The organism is Paenibacillus radicis (ex Gao et al. 2016), assembly GCF_014641555.1.
GTDB classification, from domain to species: domain Bacteria; phylum Bacillota; class Bacilli; order Paenibacillales; family Paenibacillaceae; genus Pristimantibacillus; species Pristimantibacillus radicis.
The window spans coordinates 21,987-45,519 of the sequence record NZ_BMHY01000023.1 but is presented as its reverse complement, the minus strand read 5'-3'; the positions used below and the strand labels follow the sequence as shown (position 1 = coordinate 45,519).

The following is a 23,533-nucleotide window of genomic DNA, read 5'->3' as shown; positions in this document are numbered from 1 at the left end:
AGCTATCGACCTACGACTTTCTGCCCCGGCTTCAGCCCTGATACAATTTCAATCTGTGTTGGCGTTTGCTGGCCAATCTCCACATCCACCTCGCGTTTGCCTTCTGCATCCACAACCTGTACATAGGTGCGCGGACCAAGCGTACGAAGTGTTGACGGCGGAATAACGATAACGTTTTCCTTCCTTTTTGTAATGACGGTAATGGATAACGGGGTGCCGCGGTTTAGATTTTTAGGCATATCCTTAATCTCGACGAGCATGAAATCCTCCGGACGCTCTTGCTCCGGCTGTCCATTCGGATTGCCTCCGCCGTTGCCCCCGTTATTTTGATCGTCACTTACGATCGGCATCGTTTTCACCGAACCCTTGAACTTCCCTGCGTTATTGATCTCTACGGAGATCGGCATGCCGACAGCAATTTTGGCGATGTCATCCTTCGACAGCTTCGCTGCAGCCGTCAGCTTGCTCGTATCCGCGATAACGACGATAGGATCATACGCTTTGATCATATCGCCCTTTTTCACTTTCAGCGTAACGATGGTGCCGCTGAAAGGCGCAACGAGCGTCGCTTTATTGATTTCTTCCGCCAGATCGGAAATCTTCTGTTTCTTCTCTTCGAACGCGATCATTTTCTCCTCAAACTCAATCGGGTCCATCTCATCCTTCTGACGAAGCGTATCTTTCATTAAGTTCTCTTCGCGTTTAAAGGACAGACGCTCATTTCTCAAGTCTCTTTGCATGAGATCGACGTCTAGCACGCCAATGACTTTGCCAGCCTCAACTTTATCGCCAACCTTCACATTGAGCTCTTTCAGATGTTTCTCGCCCAGTGTAAAGAACAGCGTCTCTTCTTGCATGGAAATCAATTTCCCGACCACTTGCACTGTCGATTCGAGCGTAGTCGTTGTCACTTCGTATTCAGGCTTCTTCGCAATTTGCGGCGGAGCGATAGAAGGCAGCACTTCCTCCTCGCTTTCCTTCGGCAATAGCGAGCAGCCGCTCGTTAGCATAATGGATGCTGATAACATAATAATTGCACTTCGTTTAAATAAACTTCCCGTCCACCATTTCATAGACATGATCGGCAACCTCCAAAATCGTAGGATCGTGTGTAGTCATACATATCGTAACTTGTTCGGTGCGAATGATATTTTGAAAGACTGCCATAATCTGCGCAGACATATTCGAATCCAGCTCCGCCGTCGGTTCATCCGCCAGCAGCAATATAGGCTGATGCGCGATTGCCTTTGCGATCGCAACCCGCTGCTGCTCGCCCCCCGAAAGCTCAAACGGCCGGTGATGCATCCGCTTCTCCAGGCCTACCAGCTCAAGGCAATGAGCGGCACGGTCCTTCCAGAGCGCTCGCGGCGTACCCGCCATTCGAAGCGACAGAACGACGTTCTCCCATGCCGACAGCAGCGGCATAAGCGCGAACGCCTGAAATATAAATCCCATTTCCTTGCGACGGACCAGCGTCCGATCATCGTCACTCATCTTATGGAAGGGTCTGCCGCCAAACCAGATTTCCCCGGTCGTCGGTGTATCGAGTCCTCCCAGACAATTGAGCAGCGTCGTTTTACCTGAGCCGGATCTGCCTCGGAGCATTACAAGCTGACTAGGCCTGAGCTCCATGTTCAGACCCTTCAGTACTTTCAGAGGAGCGCCGCCCGCTTGGAATACGCGTTCTACATTTATAACCTCCAACAGCTTGCCGTTATGTAACTTTTTGTCGGGCGGCTGTACGCTTTGCTCTATTGGCTCTGTCTGCTCCGTCTGCTCCACTTCTGCGTTAACCCGCTTCTTGAATAACATGAATTGCTGCCATACCTCCCCTTACCCTCTTCATAATTCTCATCTTACACGATTAGACGCAGGACGAGGTGAAAAAGTTACATCAATATGCAATATCTTCTACCTTAAAAATAAAAAAACTGAATTCGCCCGTTTTCATAACGGAATATGCGAATTCAGCATCCTTTTCAAACCTCTATTTTACTTTAAAATGATGGATCGCGCGGTTCAATTCGCCAACGATATCATCGAGATGAACCGCAGCCGAAGCGATGCTGTCCATCAGCGCCAGCTGCTCTTCCGTCGCTGCTGCAACGCTCTCCGTACGCTCCAGATTGGAGACAGCTGACGATGCGGACTGCTCCATCGAAGCGTTCACTTCCTCAGAGCTTGCGGACATTTGCTGGGTAATTGCCGAATTCTCCTGCAGCTGCTCTGTCATACTGTCAATCGCTTCCACGATTACTGTCAGACTTTGTTGAAGCTCCGCAACCCGTTCGTTCCCGCGATCGACTTCCGTCAACGTCTGCGACATATAATCCGAAGCTCCTGAAATATCGCTTCTTGTCTCTGCAACTAGCTGATGAATGCCATCCGCAGATTCCAATGAATTCGCCGCCAGCTTGCGTATTTCACCGGCAACGACGGCAAATCCGCGGCCTTGCTCACCCGCACGAGCCGCTTCGATGGAAGCATTAAGCGACAAAATATTCGTCTGATTCGCAAACACTGTAATATTATCGGCAATCGAGCCGATTTGCTGGGAACGAACCTGCAGATGACCGATAACATCCGACAATTGCCCGATCACTTTTTTGACCATACCCATCTGCTCAACAAGCCGCTCCAGCGCTTCTTGACCTTGACCAGCCTCCGCCGAAGTAGACATCGACTGCTCTGCAGCAGTTGTCGTATTTTCCGCAATCCGCTGAATGCCGATCGTCATCTCCTCAATTGCTTTCGCGGTCTCCTCCGCGCTGCGCGCCTGCACCTCTGTGCCGTTCGCAACCTCCTGAATATTGGTTGCCACATGATGCGAGGCAGCGGCCGATTCCTTGGAGACTTCGTTTAGCTGCCGGGACGAAGCACCAACATCCTGCGCGTTGGAGGCAATCCCGGTAATGAGCTGCTTCATCACTTCAATCATACGGTCCACGGACCGCGAAATATCGCCAAGCTCATCCTTGTTGTACTTCAAGCTCGTCTCGGCAGTCAGATCGCCGTCTGTTACCATCTGCGTCTTTCTCATGACAGTATTAACCGTGCGCATAACCGTCCGAATCGAGAAGAATATCAGTAAAACCAATACAATAGAAACGAATACCATACCAGCTAAATTTCCGATTTGTGTCCCTTTAAATTGCTTCTCGCTGCTGTTGATTTGATCTTCCGCATATTGATTCAGCACATTCCCGATTGAATCCAGACCGGAACGGGTCGCTTCAAACTGCTCACGGATCTTCAAATCGACAGCCCCGTCATAATCCGATGCGGCTGCTTTCGTAATCGATTCCGACCAAGCCATGAAGTCGGTGATGAACTTCTCGGATAGCTGGGCGATGGATATGCCAGACTCCTCATCCTTCAGTTCCATCAAACCGTTTGACTTCATAATTTCCCCGGCTTCTGTCAGCCTGTCTGAGGCTTCCTTCATATTTAGCTCCAGGTCTTTTTTCCACTTTTCCTTGTCCGCGCTGCTGGTCTCATCCTCAGTCAAATACTGATAAGCCGACAAGGCTTGATACAAGTCCCTGTCTGCATTCAAGACGAGCGTAGTCGTCCGGTTAGAGACCCCGTAGACATCATGTGACATTCTGTTATTCGTCTTTTCCAGTTCACCTAGCAAATACAACCCTGAGAACACATAGAAAAAAAGCGGGAGCACCCCAATTAAAGCCAGTCTCCATCTCAAGTTAAATCTCATCCGCATTCCGCCCCTTTTACCATGTCTGAATGAAAGTTATATCCTAATATATCGGCAGATGTATTTGGAAACAACATGGAATAGCAGCAAACTTTGCACAAAAAACTGTCGAAAAAGGCAAAAAAGACCTTTCGCAATGAAAGGTCTTTTGGGCTAACAAGCACTATCGATCGGCTCTTATCTTACTTGCCGAAAGAATGGGGGGCTTGACGCCAGGATTGAAGCAATTCAACGTCTCCGCTCTCGACTTTGCCAGCTTCAAGTGCAGTTTGAATAAGTGCCGTATAGTTCGAAAGCGTCTCAAGCGGCATATTTTCTGCTGCGAAAGCGGCGGAAGCCGATTCGAATTGATACGTAAAGATTGCAAGCACCGCGAGCACTTCTGCTCCAGCTTCGCGGACAGCCAGACCCGCTTTGAGGGAGCTTCCGCCCGTGGAGATCAGATCCTCAATGACGACTACCTTTTGTCCAGGCTGGATCTTGCCTTCGATTTGATTCTGTTTGCCATGTCCTTTCGCTTTGTCGCGAATGTAGACCATTGGCAAATTCAGCTTCTGCGATACCCAAGCGGCGTGAGGAATGCCCGCCGTCGAAGTTCCGGCAATGACTTCCGCATCTGGATAGTTCTCGCGAATAACGGCTGCGAAGCCTTCTGCAATCAGATCGCGAATAGCCGGATAAGACATCGTCAGCCGATTGTCGCAATAAATCGGCGATTTAATGCCCGACGTCCAAGTGAACGGCTCATTCGGACGAAGCGCCACCGCCTCAATCTCCAGCAATTTGGCCGCAATTTGGGCCGGCAGGTTCGTTAATGTCACTTCACTCATCTTAGATCAGCTCCTCAATAATGGATTCTAATGCAGCACGAGGCTCGCTGGCAGCCGTGATTGGACGGCCGATAACCATATAGTCTGTGCCTTGATTCAATGCTTCTCGCGGCGTCATAATACGGGATTGATCATTCAGTGCTGCTCCGCTTGGACGAATACCGGGGGTAACCGTCTGGAACGAAGCGCCGCAAGCAGCTTTAATCGCTTCGACTTCCATCGGAGAAGCTACGACTCCATTCAGCCCTGCCTGCTTCGCAAGCTGGGCATAGCGAATGACTGCATCTTCCACGGTTCCAGCAATTCCAATCTCATTATTCAGCGTAGCCTGGCTTGTACTGGTAAGCTGCGTCACCGCAATAACAGCTGGACGGGCTTGTCCAGAAAGAAGTGCTGCTTCTGCGCCTTCCAGAGCTGCTTCCATCATTGCAGCTCCACCGGCTGCATGGACGTTGAACATGTCGACGCCCAGCTTCGTTACGCTGCCCGCGCCGCCTTTGACCGTATTCGGAATATCATGCATCTTCACATCAAGGAAAACCAGATACCCCTTGTTCTTTAACTCCTCGACAAAGGACGGCCCGGCTGCGTAGAACAGCTGCATGCCTACCTTCATATAGCACGGAATGCCTTGCAGCTCTTGCAGCAGCCGCTCAGCAGCCGCAGCATCGGCATAATCGAGAGCAACCATAATTTTACCGGCTGCTTGCTCACGCGTTAATCCCATCGTTTATATGCCCCTTTCGGTTTTTACCCGTAATAAACGGCCATCCACCGGCTTCGCAAGACCGGTGCCGCAAAGGCCCGGACTTGCGAAGCAACAGCGCTGGCCGTGCTTTCACTTGCTATTATTTCGGTTGTACGACCGGCATTGCGCGGGACGAGAAGTTGATCGTCTCCAGCATGCGAAGCAGGGCACGAACCGTATCGAGCGAGGTCATGCAGACAACCCCATTCTCTACCGCTTCACGGCGAATCCGGAAGCCGTCGCGCTCCGGCGTTTTGCCTTTGGTCAACGTGTTGACAACAAAGTGTGCTTCGCCTTCGCGGATAAGGTCGAGAATGTTTGGCGTGCCTTCGCTCAGCTTGTTCACGCGTCTTACGCGCAAACCTGCCTCTTCAAGCGTATCAGCCGTTCCGCCAGTTGCAATAATTTTGTAGCCCAGATCGTAGAAGCCGCGCAGCAGTTCTGTCGCTTCTTCTTTATCTTTGTCCGCTACTGTAGCGATAATCGCGCCAGTCATCGGAATTTTCATACCTGCGCCAATGAGGCCTTTGTACAGCGCTTTGGCGTATTGCTCGTCGCGGCCCATAACTTCGCCAGTCGACTTCATTTCCGGCGTCAGCGTCGGATCGACGCGGCGCAGCTTCGCGAAGGAGAATACCGGTACTTTTACCGATACATAGCTGTCTTCCGGCCACAGGCCGTCCACATAACCAAGATCGGCAAGCTTAGTACCCAGGATTGCTTTCGTTGCCAGGTTCGCCATCGGCACATTCGTTACTTTGCTCAAGAACGGTACGGTACGGGACGAACGCGGGTTAACCTCGATCACGTATACTTTATCGTTATGAATAACGAATTGGATGTTGACCAAACCAATAACATCGAACTCTTTCGCGATTTTGGTCGTAATGTCGATGATTTGATCTTTAATGTCATCCGACAGCGATTGCGGCGGATAGACTGCGATGGAGTCACCGGAGTGAACCCCTGCACGCTCGATATGCTCCATGATGCCTGGGATAAGTACGGTTTCGCCGTCACAGATAGCGTCGACTTCCGCCTCTTTGCCCAGCATGTAGCGGTCGATCAGTACCGGATGCTCCGGATTGATTTTCACCGCAATTTCCATGTAGCTGAGAAGCTCTTCATCGGAGTAGACGATTTCCATAGCGCGTCCGCCAAGGACGTACGATGGACGAACGAGTACCGGATAACCGAGCTTTTGCGCCGTTTCAACCGCTTGGTCAACCGAAGTAACCGTGCTGCCTTCCGGCTGTGCAATGTTCAGCTTGCGAAGCAAAGCTTCGAATTTTTTGCGGTCTTCGGCTGCATCGATGCTCTCCAGGCTGGAGCCCAGAATGCGAACGCCCGCTTTTGTCAGCGGAGCAGCAAGGTTGATCGCTGTTTGGCCGCCGAATTGAACGATAACGCCAATCGGTTTCTCTTGCTCGATTACGTTCATAACATCCTCGAAGAACAACGGCTCGAAGTAGAGTCGGTCGGATGTGCTGAAGTCGGTCGATACCGTTTCCGGGTTGTTGTTGATGATAACCGCTTCGTAGCCTGCGCTCTGAATCGCCCATACCGCGTGAACGGTCGAGTAGTCGAATTCGATGCCTTGGCCGATACGGATCGGACCGGAGCCGAGCACCAGAACTTTTTCTTTATCGGATTGCGTTACTTCATTCTCAACTTCATAGGTCGAATAGTAGTAAGGCGTAGTCGCTTCAAACTCGGCTGCGCAAGTATCTACCATTTTGTATACAGGCAGAAGGTTCAGCTCTTTACGGAATGCGCGGATATCATGCTCATTCGTATGGCTGCCGTTCGGGAAGCCTTCGTTGCGGATTTCGGCGATGGAACGGTCCGAGAAGCCTCTGCGTTTCGCTTCATACAGCGTATCGCGAGTGAGGGTAGCTTCGCGGCGAATACGATCCTCGAATTGGATGATCGATTCGATGCGGTCCAGGAACCACCAGTCGATTTTCGTAATGTCTTGAATATCTTGCAGTTTGTAGCCGCGGCGGAAAGCTTCCGCTACGAGGAACATCCGCTCGTCGTCCGGCTTCTCAAGGCGGGCGCGCAATACAGCGTCATCCAGGGAAGAAGCTTCTTTCAAATGCAGACGGTGCGTTCCGATTTCAAGCGAGCGAACCGCTTTGTGAATCGACTCTTCGAACGTACGGCCGATGGCCATTACTTCGCCAGTCGCTTTCATTTGCGTGCCGAGCTTACGGTTGGCATTAACGAACTTGTCGAACGGCCAACGCGGAATTTTCGATACGATATAATCAAGTGTTGGTTCAAACATGGCATAAGTTTGTCCCGTAACCGGGTTGATGATTTCATCCAGCGTATAGCCAATCGCGATTTTCGCTGCCATTTTTGCAATTGGATAGCCAGTTGCTTTGGAAGCGAGCGCCGACGAGCGGCTTACGCGCGGGTTAACTTCGATTACATAGTATTGGAAGCTGAACGGGTCCAGTGCGAACTGAACGTTGCAGCCGCCTTCGATGTTCAAGGCACGGATAATTTTGAGCGATGCGGAACGGAGCATTTGGTACTCGCGGTCCGACAGCGTTTGGGAAGGCGCTACGACGATACTGTCGCCAGTGTGAACGCCAACCGGGTCGAAGTTTTCCATGTTGCAGACAACGATACAGTTGTCGTTCGCATCACGCATAACTTCATATTCAACTTCTTTCATGCCAGCGATCGATTTCTCGATCAGACATTGGTTGATCGGGCTATAGCGAATGCCGGAAGCAACCGTTTCAAGCAGCTCTTCCTCGTTCGCGCAAATACCGCCGCCTGTACCGCCCAGGGTGTATGCAGGACGAACGATAATCGGATAGCCGATTTCGTTGGCAAAAGTAACAGCTTCATCAACCGTCGTGACGATAACGCTCTCTGGTACTGGTTGTTCAAGCTCGCGCATCAGATCGCGGAACAAGTCGCGGTCCTCTGCTTTTTCGATAGCAGTCAGTTGCGTACCGAGCAGCTTCACATTTTCAGCTTCCAGAACCCCTGCGCGTGCCAATTCAACAGCCATGTTCAGGCCTGTTTGGCCGCCCAGCGTCGGCAGCAAGCCGTCAGGACGCTCTTGGCGAATAATTTGTGATACGAAGTCCAGTGTAATCGGCTCGATGTACACTTTGTCAGCCATGTTCGTATCGGTCATGATTGTAGCCGGGTTGCTGTTGATCAGAACAACCTCATAGCCTTCTTCCTTCAACGCTTGGCAAGCTTGTGTGCCGGCGTAATCGAACTCCGCCGCTTGTCCAATGACAATCGGGCCGGAGCCGATGACGAGAATTTTTTTGAGTTCATTATTTTTGGGCATACTGAAGCTCTCCTTTCAACGTTGCCGCAAGTATAGCTTGACGAGGCTTCTGCGGGTTATTTTGCTTATGTGTGCGGATCATTTCAAGGAATTCATCAAACAAATAGCTCGAGTCGAATGGACCCGGTGCAGCTTCCGGATGGTATTGTACCGTGAAAGCCGGATATTTGTTATGTTTCAAGCCTTCAATCGTTTTATCATTGTTGTTGATATGCGTAACGGACAGGTCCGTTTGTTTGATCGAATCTTCCAGAACCGTGTAGCCATGGTTTTGGGAAGTAACGTAGCATTTGTTCGTTGCCAATTCTTTAACCGGGTGGTTGCCGCCGCGGTGACCGAATTTCAGACGAGTTGTGTCAGCGCCGCAAGCGAGCGCGAACAGCTGGTGACCAAGGCAGATGCCGAAAATCGGATATTCGCCAAGCAGCTCGGAAATCATTTTAACCGCATGCGGTACGTCTTTCGGATCCCCAGGGCCGTTGGACAGCTGAATGCCGTCCGGAGCAAGCTTGCGGATTTCGTCAGCAGTCGTGTCATGAGGAACGACTACAACGTCGCAGCCGCGTTTCGTCAGCTCGCGCAGGATACCGCTTTTCGCACCGAAGTCAACAAGGACGATACGTTCGCCGTTGCCAGGGCTCGAGAATACATGCTTCGTAGATGTACGGGCAACTTGATCAGTCATGAGCTGTGTAAGGCCAAGACGCTCTTGCAGCTCTTCTACACGCTCTGTGCCGGTCGTCAGAATGCCTTTCATCGTACCATGCTGACGAAGAATACGAGTCAGCATGCGAGTATCGATGTCGCTAATGCCCGGGATGTTATATTCCTTCAGCAATTGGCCGAGGGAATATTGAGCGCGCCAGTTGCTTGGCACCGGCTCGTGGCGGCGTACGACAAAGCCGTGAATGCTCGGGCTGATCGACTCGAAGTCATCGCGCGAAATGCCGTAGTTGCCGATAAGCGGGTACGTCATCGTAACGATCTGTCCGCAGTAGGACGGGTCGGAGAGCACCTCTTGGTAACCTGTAATCCCTGTATTAAACACGACTTCTCCCAACGTTTGCGTTTCTGCGCCGAATGAGAGTCCCGTGAACAACGTTCCGTCTTCCAACAATAATCTTGCTTGCATCCGTATCACTCCTCAGGTCATCTTAATTCTCAGTAATGTATTAGTTAGCGGATTCGCTGTACACGACAGCACCGTTCACAATTGTCGTTACCGGCCAGCCTTGCAGCTTCCAGCCGTCGAATGGCGTGTTGTTGCTTTTCGAAGCGAAGGTCGATGGATCGACTGCCCGCTCGCTGTCCAGATCGATTAAGGTCAGGTCGGCAGGCGCGCCTTGCTCCAGACGTCCAGTTGGCAGGCGGAATACGCGAGCCGGGTCGCTGGTCATGCGTTGCAGCAGGAAGCCAAGCGTCCATTTGCCTGTCAGCACAAACTTCGTATAGAGCAGCGGGAAAGCCGTCTCGAAGCCAACGATGCCGAATGGCGCCAGTTGGATGTCACGCGCTTTCTCTTCTGCGCTATGCGGAGCATGGTCGGTTACGATCATATCAATCGTGCCGTCCTCCAGCGCTTCGATGACAGCCTGCACATCACGCGGCGTGCGAAGCGGCGGGTTCATTTTCCAGTTAGAATCCAAGCCCGGAATATCCTCGTCCGACAGTACCAGGTGATGCGGGCAAACCTCAGCGGTAATCCGTACACCGATCGACTTGGCCAGACGAATCAGGCGAACCGATTGCTCCGTACTAACGTGGCAGACATGATAATGAACGCCTGTCGCTTCCGCAAGCAGTGCATCGCGGCCGACATGAATCGCTTCCGATTCATTCGGAATGCCTTTCAGACCGTTTTTGCGGGCAAACTCGCCTTCGCTGAAGAAAAGTCCTTCAACGAGCGTATTGTCTTCGCAGTGCGCGATGACCGGCATATCCATCGATTTTGCAAGCGCCATCGCATCTTTCATCATTTGCGCGCTTTGTACGCCCACGCCATCATCCGTAAAGCCGATTGCGCCCGCTTCTTTCAGCGCTGCGAAGTCAGTCAGCTCACGGCCGAGCTGGTTTTTCGTAATCGCTGCGTAAGGCAGAACGCGTACGACGCCTTCGCTAGCGTTTTTGTCCAAAATGTATTTCACCGTCTCCGGCGTATCGGTTGAAGGTCTCGTGTTCGGCATGCAGGCGATCGTTGTGAAGCCGCCTTTGGCCGCCGAACGGGTTCCCGTTGCGATATCCTCTTTATATTCAAAGCCCGGGTCGCGCAAGTGCACGTGCATATCAATCAGACCGGCGGAAAGCAGCTTTCCTGCCGCATCGATCACTTCAGCAGAGCCTGTATCCGGCGTGTTAGCTCCATCTATAATTTCGGCAATTTGCCCAGCTTCCAGGCGCACATGCTTGTTCAGTAAGCTGCCTGAAGTTTCGTCCCATACGTTGCCGTTCAGAATCCATAATGTCATTGTTTGTTCCCCCTCCGGTTTTATTCGGTTCACATTCTATCCGTCCGCTTTGTTAACGGCCGTTTCGTTAGCTTAGTGCCCGTTCGACAACCGCCATCCGGATTGGCACGCCGTTTTCCATTTGCGGAAAAATGCGTGATTGCGGGTGCTCGACCAGCTCGTCGTCAATCTCTACACCGCGATTAATTGGAGCCGGGTGCATGATAATGGCATGCTCCGCAATTTTGGCTGCCCGCTCTACTGTCAGTCCGAAGTGCTCCCGGTAGCTTTCCGCCGAGTTCAGCATGCCGCTTTCGTGGCGTTCCAGCTGTACGCGAAGCATCATGATAACATCTGCTTTCAGTGCCTCTTCCATGGAGACATAAGGAACGTCAAGCTCTTCCGCCTTCATATTGCCCGGCGAGCAGAAGCTTACGTTTGCCCCGAACTTCCGCAGCGCATACAGATTGGAGCGCGCCACCCGGCTGTGCAGTACATCGCCGATGATGGAGACGTTCAACCCGTTCAAGCTGCCGAAATGCTTGCGCATCGTGTACAGATCAAGCAGTGCCTGCGTAGGGTGCTCGTTATTGCCGTCGCCCGCGTTGATAAGCGGCACTTTAATTTTGGTCGCCAGCTCCGCAAGCACGCCGATTGGCTTCAACCGAATGATGCCTGCGTCGATGCCCATCGATTCCAGCGTGCGAACCGTATCGTAGATCGATTCGCCCTTCTGTACGCTCGATACGGCAGCCGAGAAGTTCAACACTTCCGCTCCAAGCCGCTTTTCCGCTACTTCAAACGAGAACCTCGTTCTCGTACTATTTTCAAAAAACATATTGGCTGCGAATTTCCCCTGCATGACCGTGTGCACCTTGTTCGGATGCTGCTCCCAATAAGCGGCGCGGTCCAGAATCGATTCGATTTCATCTTTCCCTAGATCTTTCAAACCGAGCAAACTCCGTTGTTTCAGTTGCGTCAGCGTCATCCGGCTTGCCCCCTCTGATGTATGATCGTTACTTGGTCTTTGCCGTCAAATTCCTTGAGGGATACTGCGATTTGCTCTTGCTTTGATGTAGGAACGTTCTTGCCTACAAAATCCGGCCGAATCGGCAGCTCCCGATGTCCTCTGTCCACCAGCACCGCAAGCTGAATGCTTTGCGGTCTTCCGCAATCCATCAGTGCGTCCATCGCTGCGCGGATCGTTCTTCCTGTAAAAAGAACATCATCGAACAAAATAATCTTCTTGTCCTGCACGCTGAAGTTCAAATCACCGATTGCCGCTGCGATCTCGATATCGGCCTTTAATCCGGCCGCGGCCGTCTTGCGGTCGTCCCGGTAAGAGGTAATGTCCAGATCGCTCACCTGCACCGGCTTGCCTTCGATGTCTCGGATACGTTCAGCGATTCTTCTGGCAAAGTAAATGCCCCTTGTCCGAATGCCGATCAGAACACAGTTGTCTATTCCTTTGTTCTTCTCCACGATCTCGTGGGCAATACGCGTTAGCGCCCGCCGGATCGCCGTTTCATCCATAATGACTAGATGCTCGTCTTCCATATTCGAAAAGCCGCCTCCCGTCCGTTCCATCTTTTGCTGCTGATCTTCCGTGCTGTTGCCTGTTGCTGTGTCATGCTTGCTTGTATTGCATTGCGTTGTCGCTAAGGAGGCAGGGCATAAAAAAAACTCCTCGCGATTGACGCAAGGAGCCTGAGATCGTCAGAACACAATAGGCTGAATTTGCCGACAGCCGTCCCTTCTGGACGCGGTTCGACAAAGCCCGTACATGTGCTTGCCCGATCTGTTATTCACGCTACCTTGCCAGCCTCACAGGGCTGAGTTAAAGGTACTGCTATATATCAAAAGAATTATCCCACGTTCGACAAAAGATGTCAAGGTCATTTGCTCCAATTGGTGAAAAAAGAAGCTGGTTGCTGATCCATCTGCAGACCGCTCAAGCTTACCGCATATCAGCCACTCCCGCATCCCGTTATACTGACCATTGGATCACTGCCTCCGCATTCCCATTGCCAGTAGCCTTCCCTAACTCCGACCATTTCAAATTAACGAAGCTGCTTCGTTAATTTGCGAACCAATTTTCGCTGTAGCTGTCGGATACGCGCTGTCTTCACACTAGAGCGAAGACAATTTCGCTACTGGAGAACCTAGGTTCATGAATAGCGAAAAGAAGTTCGCTCTAGCATGAGCGATAACTACTCTGGAGACCCACAGCGAATCCAACTTCACTATTTAGCGAACCCGCTTCGCTAATCAATATACTGATAGTATCAACCGCCGCTTACGCGCTTATTGGCCAGTCACCCTCTACTACCTCTACCCATTTCAGAATAACAAATCCGATTCTCTGCTAACTCGCTGCCTCCCATCTACCTTGCTCTTCGCGCTGGGAGATGCGCCAGGTTCCATATCCCCGTCTCACCACAAAAATAAAAAAAGTTCCGGCAAGGGTCAAACCCCTGCCGAAACTCTCTTATTTCATTCGCCTTAAAGCGAAAGATTGCGGATACGCTCAACCGCTTTTTCCGTATTCTCACGGCTGCCGAACGCCGTCAGACGGAAGTAGCCTTGGCCGCTTTGGCCGAAGCCGACGCCCGGTGTGCCTACGATATTCGCTTCCGACAGAAGCTTATCGAAGAACGCCCAAGAATCAAGGCCGTTTGGCGTTTTCAGCCAAATGTAAGGCGCGTTCACGCCGCCGAATACTTCCAGACCGATCGAAGCCAGACCTTCGCGGATGATGCGGGCGTTCGTCATGTAAAAGTCGACGAGCGAGGCGATCTGCTCTTTGCCCTCAGGCGAGTAAATAGCTGCTGCACCGCGTTGTGTTACGTAGGATACGCCATTGAACTTCGTCGTGTGGCGGCGGTTCCAAAGATCATTGATAAGCACTTCGCCGCCGTTAGCGTCCAAGCCTTTCAAATCACGAGGAACGACTGTGTACGCGCAGCGAACGCCAGTGAAACCAGCTGTTTTGGAAAAGCTGCGGAATTCGATCGCAACTTCACGCGCGCCCTCAATCTCATAGATCGAATGCGGCACGTCATCTTCCTGAATGAACGCTTCATAAGCCGAATCATAAAGGATGATGCAGTTGTTCGCCTTAGCGTAGTCCACCCATTTCTTCAGCTCGTCCTTCGACAGCGTCATGCCAGTCGGGTTGTTCGGGTAGCAAAGGTAGATTAGATCAACTTCGCGGTCCGGCAAGCTTGGCGTGAAGTTGTTTTCCGCCGTGCATTCCAGATAAGCGATGTTCTCATACCGGTTCGTCTCTTTGTTGAACTTGCCGGAACGGCCAGCCATAACGTTCGTGTCGACGTATACGGGGTATACCGGATCCTGTACGGCCACGATGCTGTTTTCGCTGAAAATTTCCTGAATGTTGCCGACGTCGCATTTCGAACCGTCGCTGACGAACACTTCATTCGTCTGGATATCGATGCCGCGAGCTTTATAGTCATTCTCGATAATCGCATTAATCAAGAAATCATAACCTTGCTCCGGACCGTAACCGCGGAAGGAACCCGGGGATGCCAGTTCGTCCACAGCTGCGTGCATCGCTTTCGTAACTGCATCCGGCAATCCGCGCGTTACATCGCCGATGCCTAAGCTGATAATTTCAGCATTCGGATTTTCTTGAATAAATTTATTGCGGCGTTTGGCAATTTCGGAAAACAGGTAGCTGCCCTGCAGCTCCAAATAGTTATGGTTAATATTCGTCATGAACGTTCACCTATCCTTATTCTTCATTAATCATCATCCATCTAAGCTTTAGAATAAGAATAATATACTTTCCGGCTCTAAATAATGAAGAATCTAACGAAATGTTTGCATTATTGCGCAAGTTTTCGTTTGCAGATCAGGCGAATATTAACGCAAGCGAAGCGAATTGAGTACATGCTCCATATCACCCGGTATAGGGGCTTCAAACTGCATATACGCTCCGGTGCGCGGATGAACGAACCCAATCACCGCAGCATGGAGCGCTTGCCCTTTCAAGGCAACTGTCTTATTTCTTCCATATACCGGATCGCCGGCAAGCGGATGCCCGATATATTTCATATGAACGCGAATTTGATGCGTGCGGCCCGTCTCCAATTGGAGTTCCACAAGCGTATAGTCATTCAACCGCTCTAGCACGATAAAATGAGTCACCGCATGTTTGCTGTTCCGGTCTGTCACGACAAACATCTTCCGGTCCTTCGTGTCGCGGCCCAAAGGAGCATCAATTGTCCCCTGGTCATGCTGCAAATTATCATGCACGAGTGCGATATATTTGCGGGTGACGGAATGCTCTTTCAATTGTGCAGCCAGCGAAAGGTGGGCAAGATCGTTTTTCGCAACCATCAGCAGCCCCGACGTATCTTTATCGATGCGATGCACAATTCCGGGACGCAGCATTCCATTAATGCCGGACAAGTCTTTGCAATGATGCATCAGAGCATTGACGACTGTGCCGGTCGAATGGCCCGGTGCAGGATGGACGACCATCCCCCGCGGCTTGTTAATGACAATAACATCTCCGTCTTCATAGACGACATTCAGCGGAATCGGTTCGGCCACGATTTCTGCATCCGTAGGCTCCGGTACGCGTATGGCAACCTCATCGCCAGAGGACAATTTATAATTGGCCTTTACGACTGCTCCGTTGACCGTAACAGCTCCCGACTTGATCCACTCCTGCACTTGCGTACGGGAAATCGCAGGGTCATTGACACTTTCCGTAATGAATTTATCGATTCGTTCGCCAGCTTGCTCAGCAGCAGCAGTAAATGCCAACTGCTCCTCCAGCTCATCATGTTCCAATTCCAGATCCACTTCTGCTACATTCTCGTTTTCGTTATACAGGTTGCTGCTCATGCTCGTTAGATTCCTTGTCCTCTCCTTGGCTTGCTTTATCTGATTTTTCATTTTTAGCCGAAATTAGCGTATCGATTAGAATAAGCGCGACGCCGACACAAATGCCCGAGTCCGCTACGTTGAAAATCGGAAACGTATAGCTGCCGAAGTTGAACATCAGAAAATCGACGACTTCTCCATATAAAGCACGATCGAGGAAATTGCCGAGAGCTCCGCCCAGTACGAGTCCAAGCCCCGTCAGCAGCCAGCCTTTACCGGAATTCCGGTTCGCATGGGCATACCATATAATACCCGCAACAATTAAGATCGTAATGACAATGAAGAAAAATCGCTGATCTTGCAAAATGCTAAAAGCGGCTCCGCGGTTCCGATGCGAAGTAATAAGAAAGAAATTGCCGATGACGCTGATTTGATCGTATAGATTCATCTGGGTCGCCACAATTTTTTTCGTTATGTAGTCGATGGCAAATACGATTACAGCGATCCAATAATAATAAAACCGCATCTTATCCCTCCTAGTTTGTCCCAAGCTATTGTAGCATAACGGCATAGGGCACAGCCAGCCTCTTCCACTCGTTTCCCAATGCGATGCGTTCATGAAAACAACCGCTATGGCAAAAGCTAATGCCACCTGAGGAAAGGAAGGTGCAGCGTAAATGACGACCTTATCGCAACAACAGCTTGCGCAATTTCGCTCCCGGCTGGAAACAGACAAACACGATATCGAACGCAGGCTTGAGGATACCGATCACAACGGTCTGGGCTCATCGCTCCGCGACCAGACTGGCGAGCTTTCGCCCATTGACAATCATCCGGCCGATATCGGAACGGAGCTATTCGAACGAGGCAAGGATATCGCGCTTGTTGAGCAGGAGGAGCTTCATCTCTCCCGCATAGACGCCGCTTTGCAAGCAATTGAAGACGGCTCTTACGGCATTTGCCGTACTTGCGGCGAGCCCATTCCAACTGAACGTTTGGAAGCTTTACCGGATAGCCTATACTGTCTGCAGCATTCACCGCGCCAGCAAATTTCAACCGACCGCCCTGTAGAAGAATCCGTGCTCGCTCCGCCATTTGGAAGAACTAATCTGGATGAGCATGATTCCTATAACGGATTTGACGGCGAGGATGCTTGGCAAATAGTTGAACAATGGGGCAACGCCGATTCTCCAGCCATGTCTGAAAATCCCGATGCCGATGATTATAATCATATCGGAACGGAAGCGGAGGAAAATGACGGCTTTGTCGAATCGATCGAAAGCTTCCTGGCTACCGATATTACCGGCAGGGAAGTTTCGGTTGTCCGAAATCGCCAATACCGCAATTATATCGAGAATGGCGAAGGCGACCCCCTTTTAGAAGGCGATATTGAAGAATAATAACTTTAAATAACTTATGAAAAAGGCGGCATAGCTCAGCAGCTTCATTATGACTAGGCCGCCTTAATAGGTTTTCCCTTCCAGCTGGATTTGCACGATCCGCACAATATCCGCGATGTAATCCCCGATGATCGGTAAATTAAGCGCCCCCAATATTTGAAGCACATACAATATCGTCGCTGCAAAAAAAGTAAATCCGATTGCGATACCGACGCCCCTCGCCGTTCCTGCAAGCACGTTGCGCCAAATCAGCTTAAACGGATGATGCACCAAATCCACATAATCGGCGATTTGTGATTTTTCCATATCGATCGCGATTTTATTGAGCATTTCCTGAACCCGGTTTAGCGAATGCTCGATTCGTTCATGCTCGGATACTGGATTCTCATTTCCCTTGTCGCTTCCGTTATCGTTCTTTTTCATACTCATGCGGCATTCCCCCTTGGCATATAGAAAGGAAAAACGAGGCCTTACAGGAAGGCACTCGTTTGTTGTTTTCCTTATACTATATCCTTAACCACATTCCCTGTATGCTTAACCGCGGATGAGAATTCCGATTTCTTTCTCACCCAGCTGTACGCGCTCCATCTCAGGGACGGTTTCAAAGGCTACACTGTTCAACAATACATTGTCTTGAAGCACTTCACTGAATGCATCAAGCGAAGCTTTCAGCTCGCTGTCGACATCAAGCACCAGATCTACGCGTTTCTCGATCGGCAGATCGAGCTTTTTGCGCGTGTCCTGAACGGCACGGATTACTTCGCGCACCCAGCCCTCTTGCTCCAGCTCTGGCGTAATATCGGTGTTCAGCGCTGCAGTCACTCCGTTGCCGGAAGCAGATGCGAAGCCTGACTTCGCTTGCTTCTCAACCAGCAGCTCGTCAACCGTGATCGTGATAGCCTCACCGTCGGCGGAATTGAACGTCAAGCTGCCTCCGTTTACCGCTTCGCGAGTTTGGTCTGGAGCCAGCGACTTCAGATACGCTTGGATTGGACCAACGTTTTTGCCGTATTTTTTACCCGCTACTTTCAAATTCAGCTTCAGTGTGAAATCGACGAAGCCGCTGTCGCTGTTTTGCACGACGATCGACTTGACGTTGATCTCATCTTTAATGATGTCTTCATATTCAGCTAGCTCAAATTCGCGATCCAGCGATACGATCAGCTCCGACAATGGCTGACGGGTTTTAATACCCGTCTCGTTGCGGACGCTGCGCGCCAGCTCGACGATTTGCATCGCGCTCGCCATATCCCGCTCCAGCGTCTCGTCAATTGCCGAGACGTCTGCTGCAGGATAGTCCGCCAGGTGGACGCTACCGCCTCCGCCCAGATTGCCGTACACTTCTTCCGCGAGCAACGGCGCGTAAGGCGCAATGACGCGGGAGAGCGTCAGCAGCACTTGGCGCAGCGTTTGGTATGCGGCGATTTTATCAACAGTCAGGCCGCTTCCCCAGAAACGGTCGCGGGAACGACGGATGTACCAGTTGCTCAGCTCGTCAACGAACGTCTCGATTGCTCTCGCCGGATTCAGGAAGTCGTTAACCTCAAGACCTTTCACGACGGTTTGGATCAAGCTGTTCAATCTGGATACGATCCAACGGTCCAGCTTATTGCCGGATTGCCCCTCAGCATGCTCTTCATGATTGAAACCGTCGATAGATGCATAAAGCGCGTAGAACGCATGCGTGTTAACGATCGTATCGATGACTTTCGATTTGGCTTCGCCAACGATGCCGCGCGAGAAGCGCTTGCTGTTCCACGGCGCGCTATCCGAGAGGAGCGCCCAGCGGAATGCATCCGTTCCGTATTCGTTGATGATTTCCCAAGGATCGATAACGTTGCCTTTTGATTTGGACATCTTTTGCCCGTTCTCATCCAGGATATGTCCGGTCGAGATAACGGCTTTATATGGAGCTTTGCCGTTGTAAAGCGTCGATACAGCAAGCAAGCTGTAGAACCAGCCGCGTGTCTGGTCAATGCCCTCACAGATCATATCGGCCGGATATTGATCCGCGAACTGCTCTGCATTCTCGAACGGATAATGCTGCTGTGCAAACGGCATGGAGCCGCTGTCGAACCATACGTCGATGACTTCCGGTGTCCGAGTCATTACGGCACCTTCAGCAAATGGCGATTTCAATTTGATCTCGTCCACATATGGCTTGTGCAGCTCGATATCGGCCGGCACTTCGCCTACCGCCCGCTCACGCAAATCCGCAATGCTGCTCGGCGCATATTCCTTGCCTGTCGCTTCACAGACCCATACGTTCAGCGGCGTTCCCCAATAACGGTTCCGGCTGATGTTCCAGTCGATCAAATCCTCAAGAAATTTGCCGAAGCGTCCTTCGCGAATATGGCCTGGATACCAGTCTACACTGTTGTTGTTGGCAATCAGCTGATCTTTAACCTTCGTCGTTTCAATGAACCAGCTCTCCGTCGCATAGTAGAGGAGCGGCGATTTGCAGCGCCAGCAGAACGGATAGCTATGCTCATAACGCTCTTTGGAGAAGAGCAGGCCGCGCTCGCTAAGCATTTTCACAATATCAACATCGCAATCCTTCACGAAACGGCCTGCAAGATCCGTCACTTCATCGATATAGCGGCCGGCATTATTGACGACGCTAAGCATGCTGATGCCATTCTGACGGGCAACCTTGTAATCGTCCTCGCCGTGCGCTGGAGCAATGTGGACGATACCAGTACCGCTAGTGTCACTGACGAAATCGCCAGGAATGACAACATGGCCTTTCTCGATCGGCACGTACCGGAATGGCGGCTCGTAGCTCAGACCAACCAACTCGGAGCCTTTAACGGTCGAAAGCGTCTCGTAGCCTTCCTTCAGCACGTCATCGGCCAAGTTTTTCGCCACGATATAGACTTCGCCGTCTTTGGAAGCGCGAATGTACTCCAGCTCCGGATTAACCGCAAGCGCAACGTTAGCCGGCAGCGTCCAAGGCGTCGTCGTCCACGCAAGAATGAACTCGCCGGAATCCTGCAGCTTGAACTTTGCCGTTGCGCTCAAATCCTTCACATCTTCGTAGCCTTGAGCGACTTCATGCGAGCTGAGCGTCGTCTGACAGCTCGGGCAATAAGGACTGACGCGATGTCCGCGATAGAGCAGCCCTTTACCGTGAATTGTTGATAAAACATGCCATACGCTCTCGATATATTCGTTTTTCAGCGTAATGTAAGGATTGTCGAGGTCAGTCCAGTACGCGATCGCTTCTGTCAGCTCGCGCCATTGCTTCTCGTAGACGAATACGCTGTCTTTGCATTTATTAATAAACGCTTCAACGCCATAATTCTCGATCTCCTGTTTGCCCGAGATGCCAAGCTGTTTCTCGACGCCTAGCTCAACCGGCAAACCATGCGTATCCCATCCCGCTTTACGAACGACGCGGTAGCCGGACATCGTTTTGTAACGCCCGATAAAGTCTTTGATAACACGGCCAAGTACGTGACCGATATGCGGTGCGCCGTTAGCTGTTGGCGGTCCCTCATAGAATACATAGTTCGGCTTGCCTTTCCGGTTCTCGATCGATTGCTTGAACGTATCATTCTCTTGCCATTGCTTCAACACGCGAAGCTCGCGTGCTCTTGCTTTTTCCTTCACATCTACGCGTTGCATCATCCATACCCCCTGAAAAATAAATAAAGTCCCGTCCCTATAAAAGGGACGAGACTTGTGCTCGCGATACCACCCTCGTTCCGCCTGCGATCCTGGACATAACCCAGCCGCTTGCGGCACCTCTGGCGCGAATATAGCCTATTCGCGGTCCTTGTAACGGAGGACAGGCCGTCAGTCCTTATTCCCTGCGCCGTCATGGCAAACGGATTAAACCCGCCTATCCAATCGGCAACAACAAGTTTCAGCACTGCTTCTCGGAGATGATTTTCCGCTTTCGTTCGAACGCTGGCTTTCAGCAATCGCCAGCTCTCTGGGGGACGAACAGATTAAGCGTACTCGTTCTCGTCAATGAAGTTTCGTTCTATTGCAATTGTTAATATTAATATTTATAGCTTATCGCCGAACGGATGTCAAATGACTTTGCATCATTCGGGCGCCAAGCCTATTACCCGCGTTGAAGCTGCTCGGTAAATGAAATCTGCGATGCCGGCTGCTGGCTCTCCAGCGTATCCCAGCCGTCTTGGCTGAGCAGCTCAAGCTGCGCCTCGACCAACGTGCGGAACCGTGCCCGGTAAATCGAAGCCTGCTTCTTCAGCTCCTCGACTTCCAGCGATACTTTACGCGATTTAGCCAGCGATTCGTTAATAATGCGATCGGCGTTTTTCTCCGATTCTTTAATAATCAGCTGCGCTTCCTTCTTCGCGTTGTTGCGGACTTCATCCGCTGCTTCCTGCGCAACAATGATCGTCTTGCTCAATGTCTCTTCGATGTTGGAGAAATGATTGAGCTTCTCCTGCAGGTTGAGCATTTGGTTTTGAAGCTCTTTATTCTCACGGATGATGGACTCGTAATCCTTGATGACCTGATCGAGGAATTCATTTACCTCGTCTTCGTCGTAGCCGCGCAATCTTCGTCCAAATTCCTTGTTATGTATGTCCAATGGCGTCAACGGCATTGGCGCACCTCCTTAACGTATTAGCCTAAAATCGGCCTAAATTCGGATATACTCGATTTGCAAAGGATTCGACAGATGTTACCAAAATCCTTCAAGGCGGTTAAATAAATTTGCCAATGCGTACGCGAATTCTACCCTTTTTCGTCACGCCATCCGTTTCCAGAACCTTGAAGCGTCCGAGCCCTTTAATCGATACGACGTCCCCTAGCCCAAGCTGCTCGGAAGGATTCTCAACCGTCTTCCAATTCACTCTGCATCTGCCAGCTCGGATCGGATCGACGATTTTTGTCCGGCTGATCCGGTGTACATCGCTTGCGATGCCGTCCAGCCGCATGGAAGCGACCGTAAAGGCCATTTCCTGAAGCTCTGGCACGACGGCTTGCAGTTGATCGATCGGAACAACATCGGTCATCACATTGACACGGTGCACCTGTCTAAGGTGTATATTTAAGTAATCGGCAATTTCATCGAGAATAATGATATGGCAAAACGATTCATGCACATGAATGTCGCCAATCCGATCACGTTTAATGCCAAGTCCAAGCAGCGCACCCAAATAATCGCCGTGGTCCAGACCATCCAGCGAGCCGGATCCGCCGTTCACCGCAAGCACAGATAGTCCGGCAGGCTCATCTTCCAGATACATATATTCAGGAGCAATGATAGCCCGGCGGCGTTCCGCCTCCGGATAGCCTCCCTCAAACCGGATCTGTACATCCGGATTGCGATTGGCTAGCGCCTCGATAATCTGAGATTGTCTGGGGTCCAAAAAATCGGTCCGCTTCAGCTCATGCTGCTGGGCGGACCGTTCAATCCATTCCCAAGCCCGGTCGACAAAAGTTTTCTCGTCCGGGTGGAAATGTTCATATATCGTTGGTTTCATGCCAAAGTCATCCTTTGTCTAGAATAAGCCGATTAAAAACTCGATTACGGCAACGACGCCCATTGCGATAAACCGCAAAGCGAAAATCGCCACGATTGGGGAGATGTCCAGCATCCCGCCAATAGGAGGAATGAATTTGCGGAAAATGCCCAAGTACGGCTCTACCACTTTGCCGAGCATTTGGCCGATAAAACTTTCCCTTGCGTTTGGCAACCAGGAAAGCAATACATAAGCGATAATCAAAAACCAGTAGATCTGTTGAAGATTCATTACTACATCAGAAACGGTCAATTCAAGGTCACCTCATTTTATTGTAATCGTTATCCTCCGCCAGCATTTCCGTGATGGTCCCTTGTATTTCTACCGAATCCGGTGTGCACAGAAAAATGTTCGGGCCTAGCTTCGAAATATTCCCGTTAAGCGCGTAGACTGTTCCGCTTAAAAAATCGACGATCCGAACAGCCAGATCCGTCCGCACGCGTTGTAAATTAACGATGACCGCCCTGCGTGAACGCAAGTGATCGGCAATTTCTTGCGCTTCATCGTAGGAACGGGGCTCATTCAGAACGACTCGGACATTTTTCTGAGAATGAATGCTGACGATATTGTTCGTGTTCTTCGTATTTTTACGTGATTCGAAGGGCGAGGTTTCAACCTCCTGCTCTTCAACCTGCGTAACCCGTTCCCGTTCGACGACTTCTTCTTCATCCTGGAGGCCGAGATAGTTCATAAACCGATTAATAACGCTCATCAGA

At 51.0% G+C, this 23,533-nt stretch carries 20 protein-coding genes and 1 other annotated feature; of the genes, 1 reads left to right on the top strand and 19 read right to left on the bottom strand.

The genetic code is table 11. The features are described 5' to 3' along the window. Window positions 1-2: 2 nt before the first annotated feature. The 13 genes from IEX98_RS28050 to lspA form a co-directional block, all read right to left on the bottom strand. Window positions 3-1,079, bottom strand: coding sequence for an efflux RND transporter periplasmic adaptor subunit (locus tag IEX98_RS28050; RefSeq protein ID WP_188892995.1), 1,077 nt, complete (start codon window positions 1,077-1,079; stop codon window positions 3-5). Further along, complete coding sequence (locus IEX98_RS28045; protein ID WP_188892994.1) at window positions 1,045-1,812, bottom strand: ABC transporter ATP-binding protein; 768 nt, start codon at window positions 1,810-1,812, stop codon at window positions 1,045-1,047. The genes IEX98_RS28050 and IEX98_RS28045 overlap by 35 nt, the downstream gene beginning before the upstream one ends. 175 nt (window positions 1,813-1,987) lie before the next feature. Next, complete coding sequence (locus IEX98_RS28040) at window positions 1,988-3,715, bottom strand: methyl-accepting chemotaxis protein (RefSeq protein ID WP_188892993.1); 1,728 nt, start codon at window positions 3,713-3,715, stop codon at window positions 1,988-1,990. Between the two features lie 182 nt (window positions 3,716-3,897). Then, on the bottom strand, window positions 3,898-4,545 hold the full coding sequence (gene pyrE / locus IEX98_RS28035; RefSeq protein WP_229692432.1) for an orotate phosphoribosyltransferase: 648 nt from the start codon (window positions 4,543-4,545) through the stop codon (window positions 3,898-3,900). Between the two features lies 1 nt (window position 4,546). Further along, window positions 4,547-5,272, bottom strand: coding sequence for an orotidine-5'-phosphate decarboxylase (gene pyrF / locus IEX98_RS28030; RefSeq protein WP_188892992.1), 726 nt, complete (start codon window positions 5,270-5,272; stop codon window positions 4,547-4,549). Window positions 5,273-5,393: 121 nt separating this feature from the next. Beyond that, the gene (gene carB / locus IEX98_RS28025) at window positions 5,394-8,615 is read right to left on the bottom strand and encodes a carbamoyl-phosphate synthase large subunit (protein ID WP_188892991.1); all 3,222 of its coding nucleotides are present in this window, start codon (window positions 8,613-8,615) and stop codon (window positions 5,394-5,396) included. Further along, a complete protein-coding gene (locus IEX98_RS28020) occupies window positions 8,602-9,747 on the bottom strand; it encodes a carbamoyl phosphate synthase small subunit (protein WP_188892990.1) in 1,146 nt (381 codons plus the stop codon). The genes carB and IEX98_RS28020 overlap by 14 nt, the downstream gene beginning before the upstream one ends. 40 nt (window positions 9,748-9,787) lie before the next feature. Beyond that, window positions 9,788-11,080: a dihydroorotase gene (locus IEX98_RS28015; RefSeq protein WP_188892989.1), complete on the bottom strand. Its 1,293-nt coding sequence runs from the start codon at window positions 11,078-11,080 to the stop codon at window positions 9,788-9,790. Window positions 11,081-11,147: 67 nt separating this feature from the next. After that, a complete protein-coding gene (locus IEX98_RS28010; protein WP_188892988.1) occupies window positions 11,148-12,047 on the bottom strand; it encodes an aspartate carbamoyltransferase catalytic subunit in 900 nt (299 codons plus the stop codon). Beyond that, window positions 12,044-12,616, bottom strand: a complete 573-nt coding sequence (gene pyrR, locus IEX98_RS28005) for a bifunctional pyr operon transcriptional regulator/uracil phosphoribosyltransferase PyrR (protein ID WP_188893023.1) — start codon at window positions 12,614-12,616, stop codon at window positions 12,044-12,046. Before pyrR ends, IEX98_RS28010 begins: the two co-directional genes overlap by 4 nt. Window positions 12,617-13,561: 945 nt before the next feature. After that, window positions 13,562-14,797, bottom strand: a complete 1,236-nt coding sequence (locus IEX98_RS28000) for an LL-diaminopimelate aminotransferase (protein ID WP_188892987.1) — start codon at window positions 14,795-14,797, stop codon at window positions 13,562-13,564. 147 nt (window positions 14,798-14,944) lie between these two features. Then, window positions 14,945-15,934 (bottom strand): RluA family pseudouridine synthase, encoded by a 990-nt coding sequence (locus IEX98_RS27995; RefSeq protein WP_188892986.1) that lies wholly within the window; start codon window positions 15,932-15,934, stop codon window positions 14,945-14,947. After that, window positions 15,915-16,439 carry a signal peptidase II gene (gene lspA / locus IEX98_RS27990; protein WP_188892985.1) on the bottom strand — a complete coding sequence of 175 codons (525 nt, stop codon included), beginning with the start codon at window positions 16,437-16,439 and terminating at the stop codon, window positions 15,915-15,917. The genes IEX98_RS27995 and lspA overlap by 20 nt, the downstream gene beginning before the upstream one ends. A 151-nt stretch (window positions 16,440-16,590) precedes the next feature. On the opposite strand from lspA, the gene IEX98_RS27985 reads away from it, so the two are divergent. Further along, on the top strand, window positions 16,591-17,313 hold the full coding sequence (locus tag IEX98_RS27985) for a TraR/DksA C4-type zinc finger protein (protein ID WP_188892984.1): 723 nt from the start codon (window positions 16,591-16,593) through the stop codon (window positions 17,311-17,313). A gap of 63 nt (window positions 17,314-17,376) precedes the next feature. Here the strand turns inward: IEX98_RS27985 and IEX98_RS27980 are convergent, their stop codons facing one another. The 6 genes from IEX98_RS27980 to IEX98_RS27955 all read right to left on the bottom strand — a co-directional run bounded on the left by IEX98_RS27980 (window position 17,377) and on the right by IEX98_RS27955 (window position 23,529). Then, window positions 17,377-17,742 (bottom strand): DUF5665 domain-containing protein, encoded by a 366-nt coding sequence (locus tag IEX98_RS27980; protein ID WP_188892983.1) that lies wholly within the window; start codon window positions 17,740-17,742, stop codon window positions 17,377-17,379. 105 nt (window positions 17,743-17,847) lie between these two features. Further along, a complete protein-coding gene (gene ileS, locus IEX98_RS27975) occupies window positions 17,848-20,940 on the bottom strand; it encodes an isoleucine--tRNA ligase (protein ID WP_188893022.1) in 3,093 nt (1,030 codons plus the stop codon). A gap of 41 nt (window positions 20,941-20,981) precedes the next feature. Next, window positions 20,982-21,298: a binding site (T-box leader), on the bottom strand. Window positions 21,299-21,385: 87 nt separating this feature from the next. After that, a complete protein-coding gene (locus IEX98_RS27970) occupies window positions 21,386-21,895 on the bottom strand; it encodes a DivIVA domain-containing protein (protein ID WP_042159841.1) in 510 nt (169 codons plus the stop codon). 100 nt (window positions 21,896-21,995) lie between these two features. Continuing rightward, a complete protein-coding gene (locus IEX98_RS27965; protein ID WP_188892982.1) occupies window positions 21,996-22,778 on the bottom strand; it encodes a YlmH family RNA-binding protein in 783 nt (260 codons plus the stop codon). Window positions 22,779-22,796: 18 nt separating this feature from the next. Next, window positions 22,797-23,048: a YggT family protein gene (locus IEX98_RS27960; RefSeq protein ID WP_188893021.1), complete on the bottom strand. Its 252-nt coding sequence runs from the start codon at window positions 23,046-23,048 to the stop codon at window positions 22,797-22,799. A 28-nt stretch (window positions 23,049-23,076) separates the two neighbouring features. Continuing rightward, a complete protein-coding gene (locus IEX98_RS27955; RefSeq protein ID WP_188892981.1) occupies window positions 23,077-23,529 on the bottom strand; it encodes a cell division protein SepF in 453 nt (150 codons plus the stop codon). Between the last annotated feature and the right edge of the window lie 4 nt (window positions 23,530-23,533).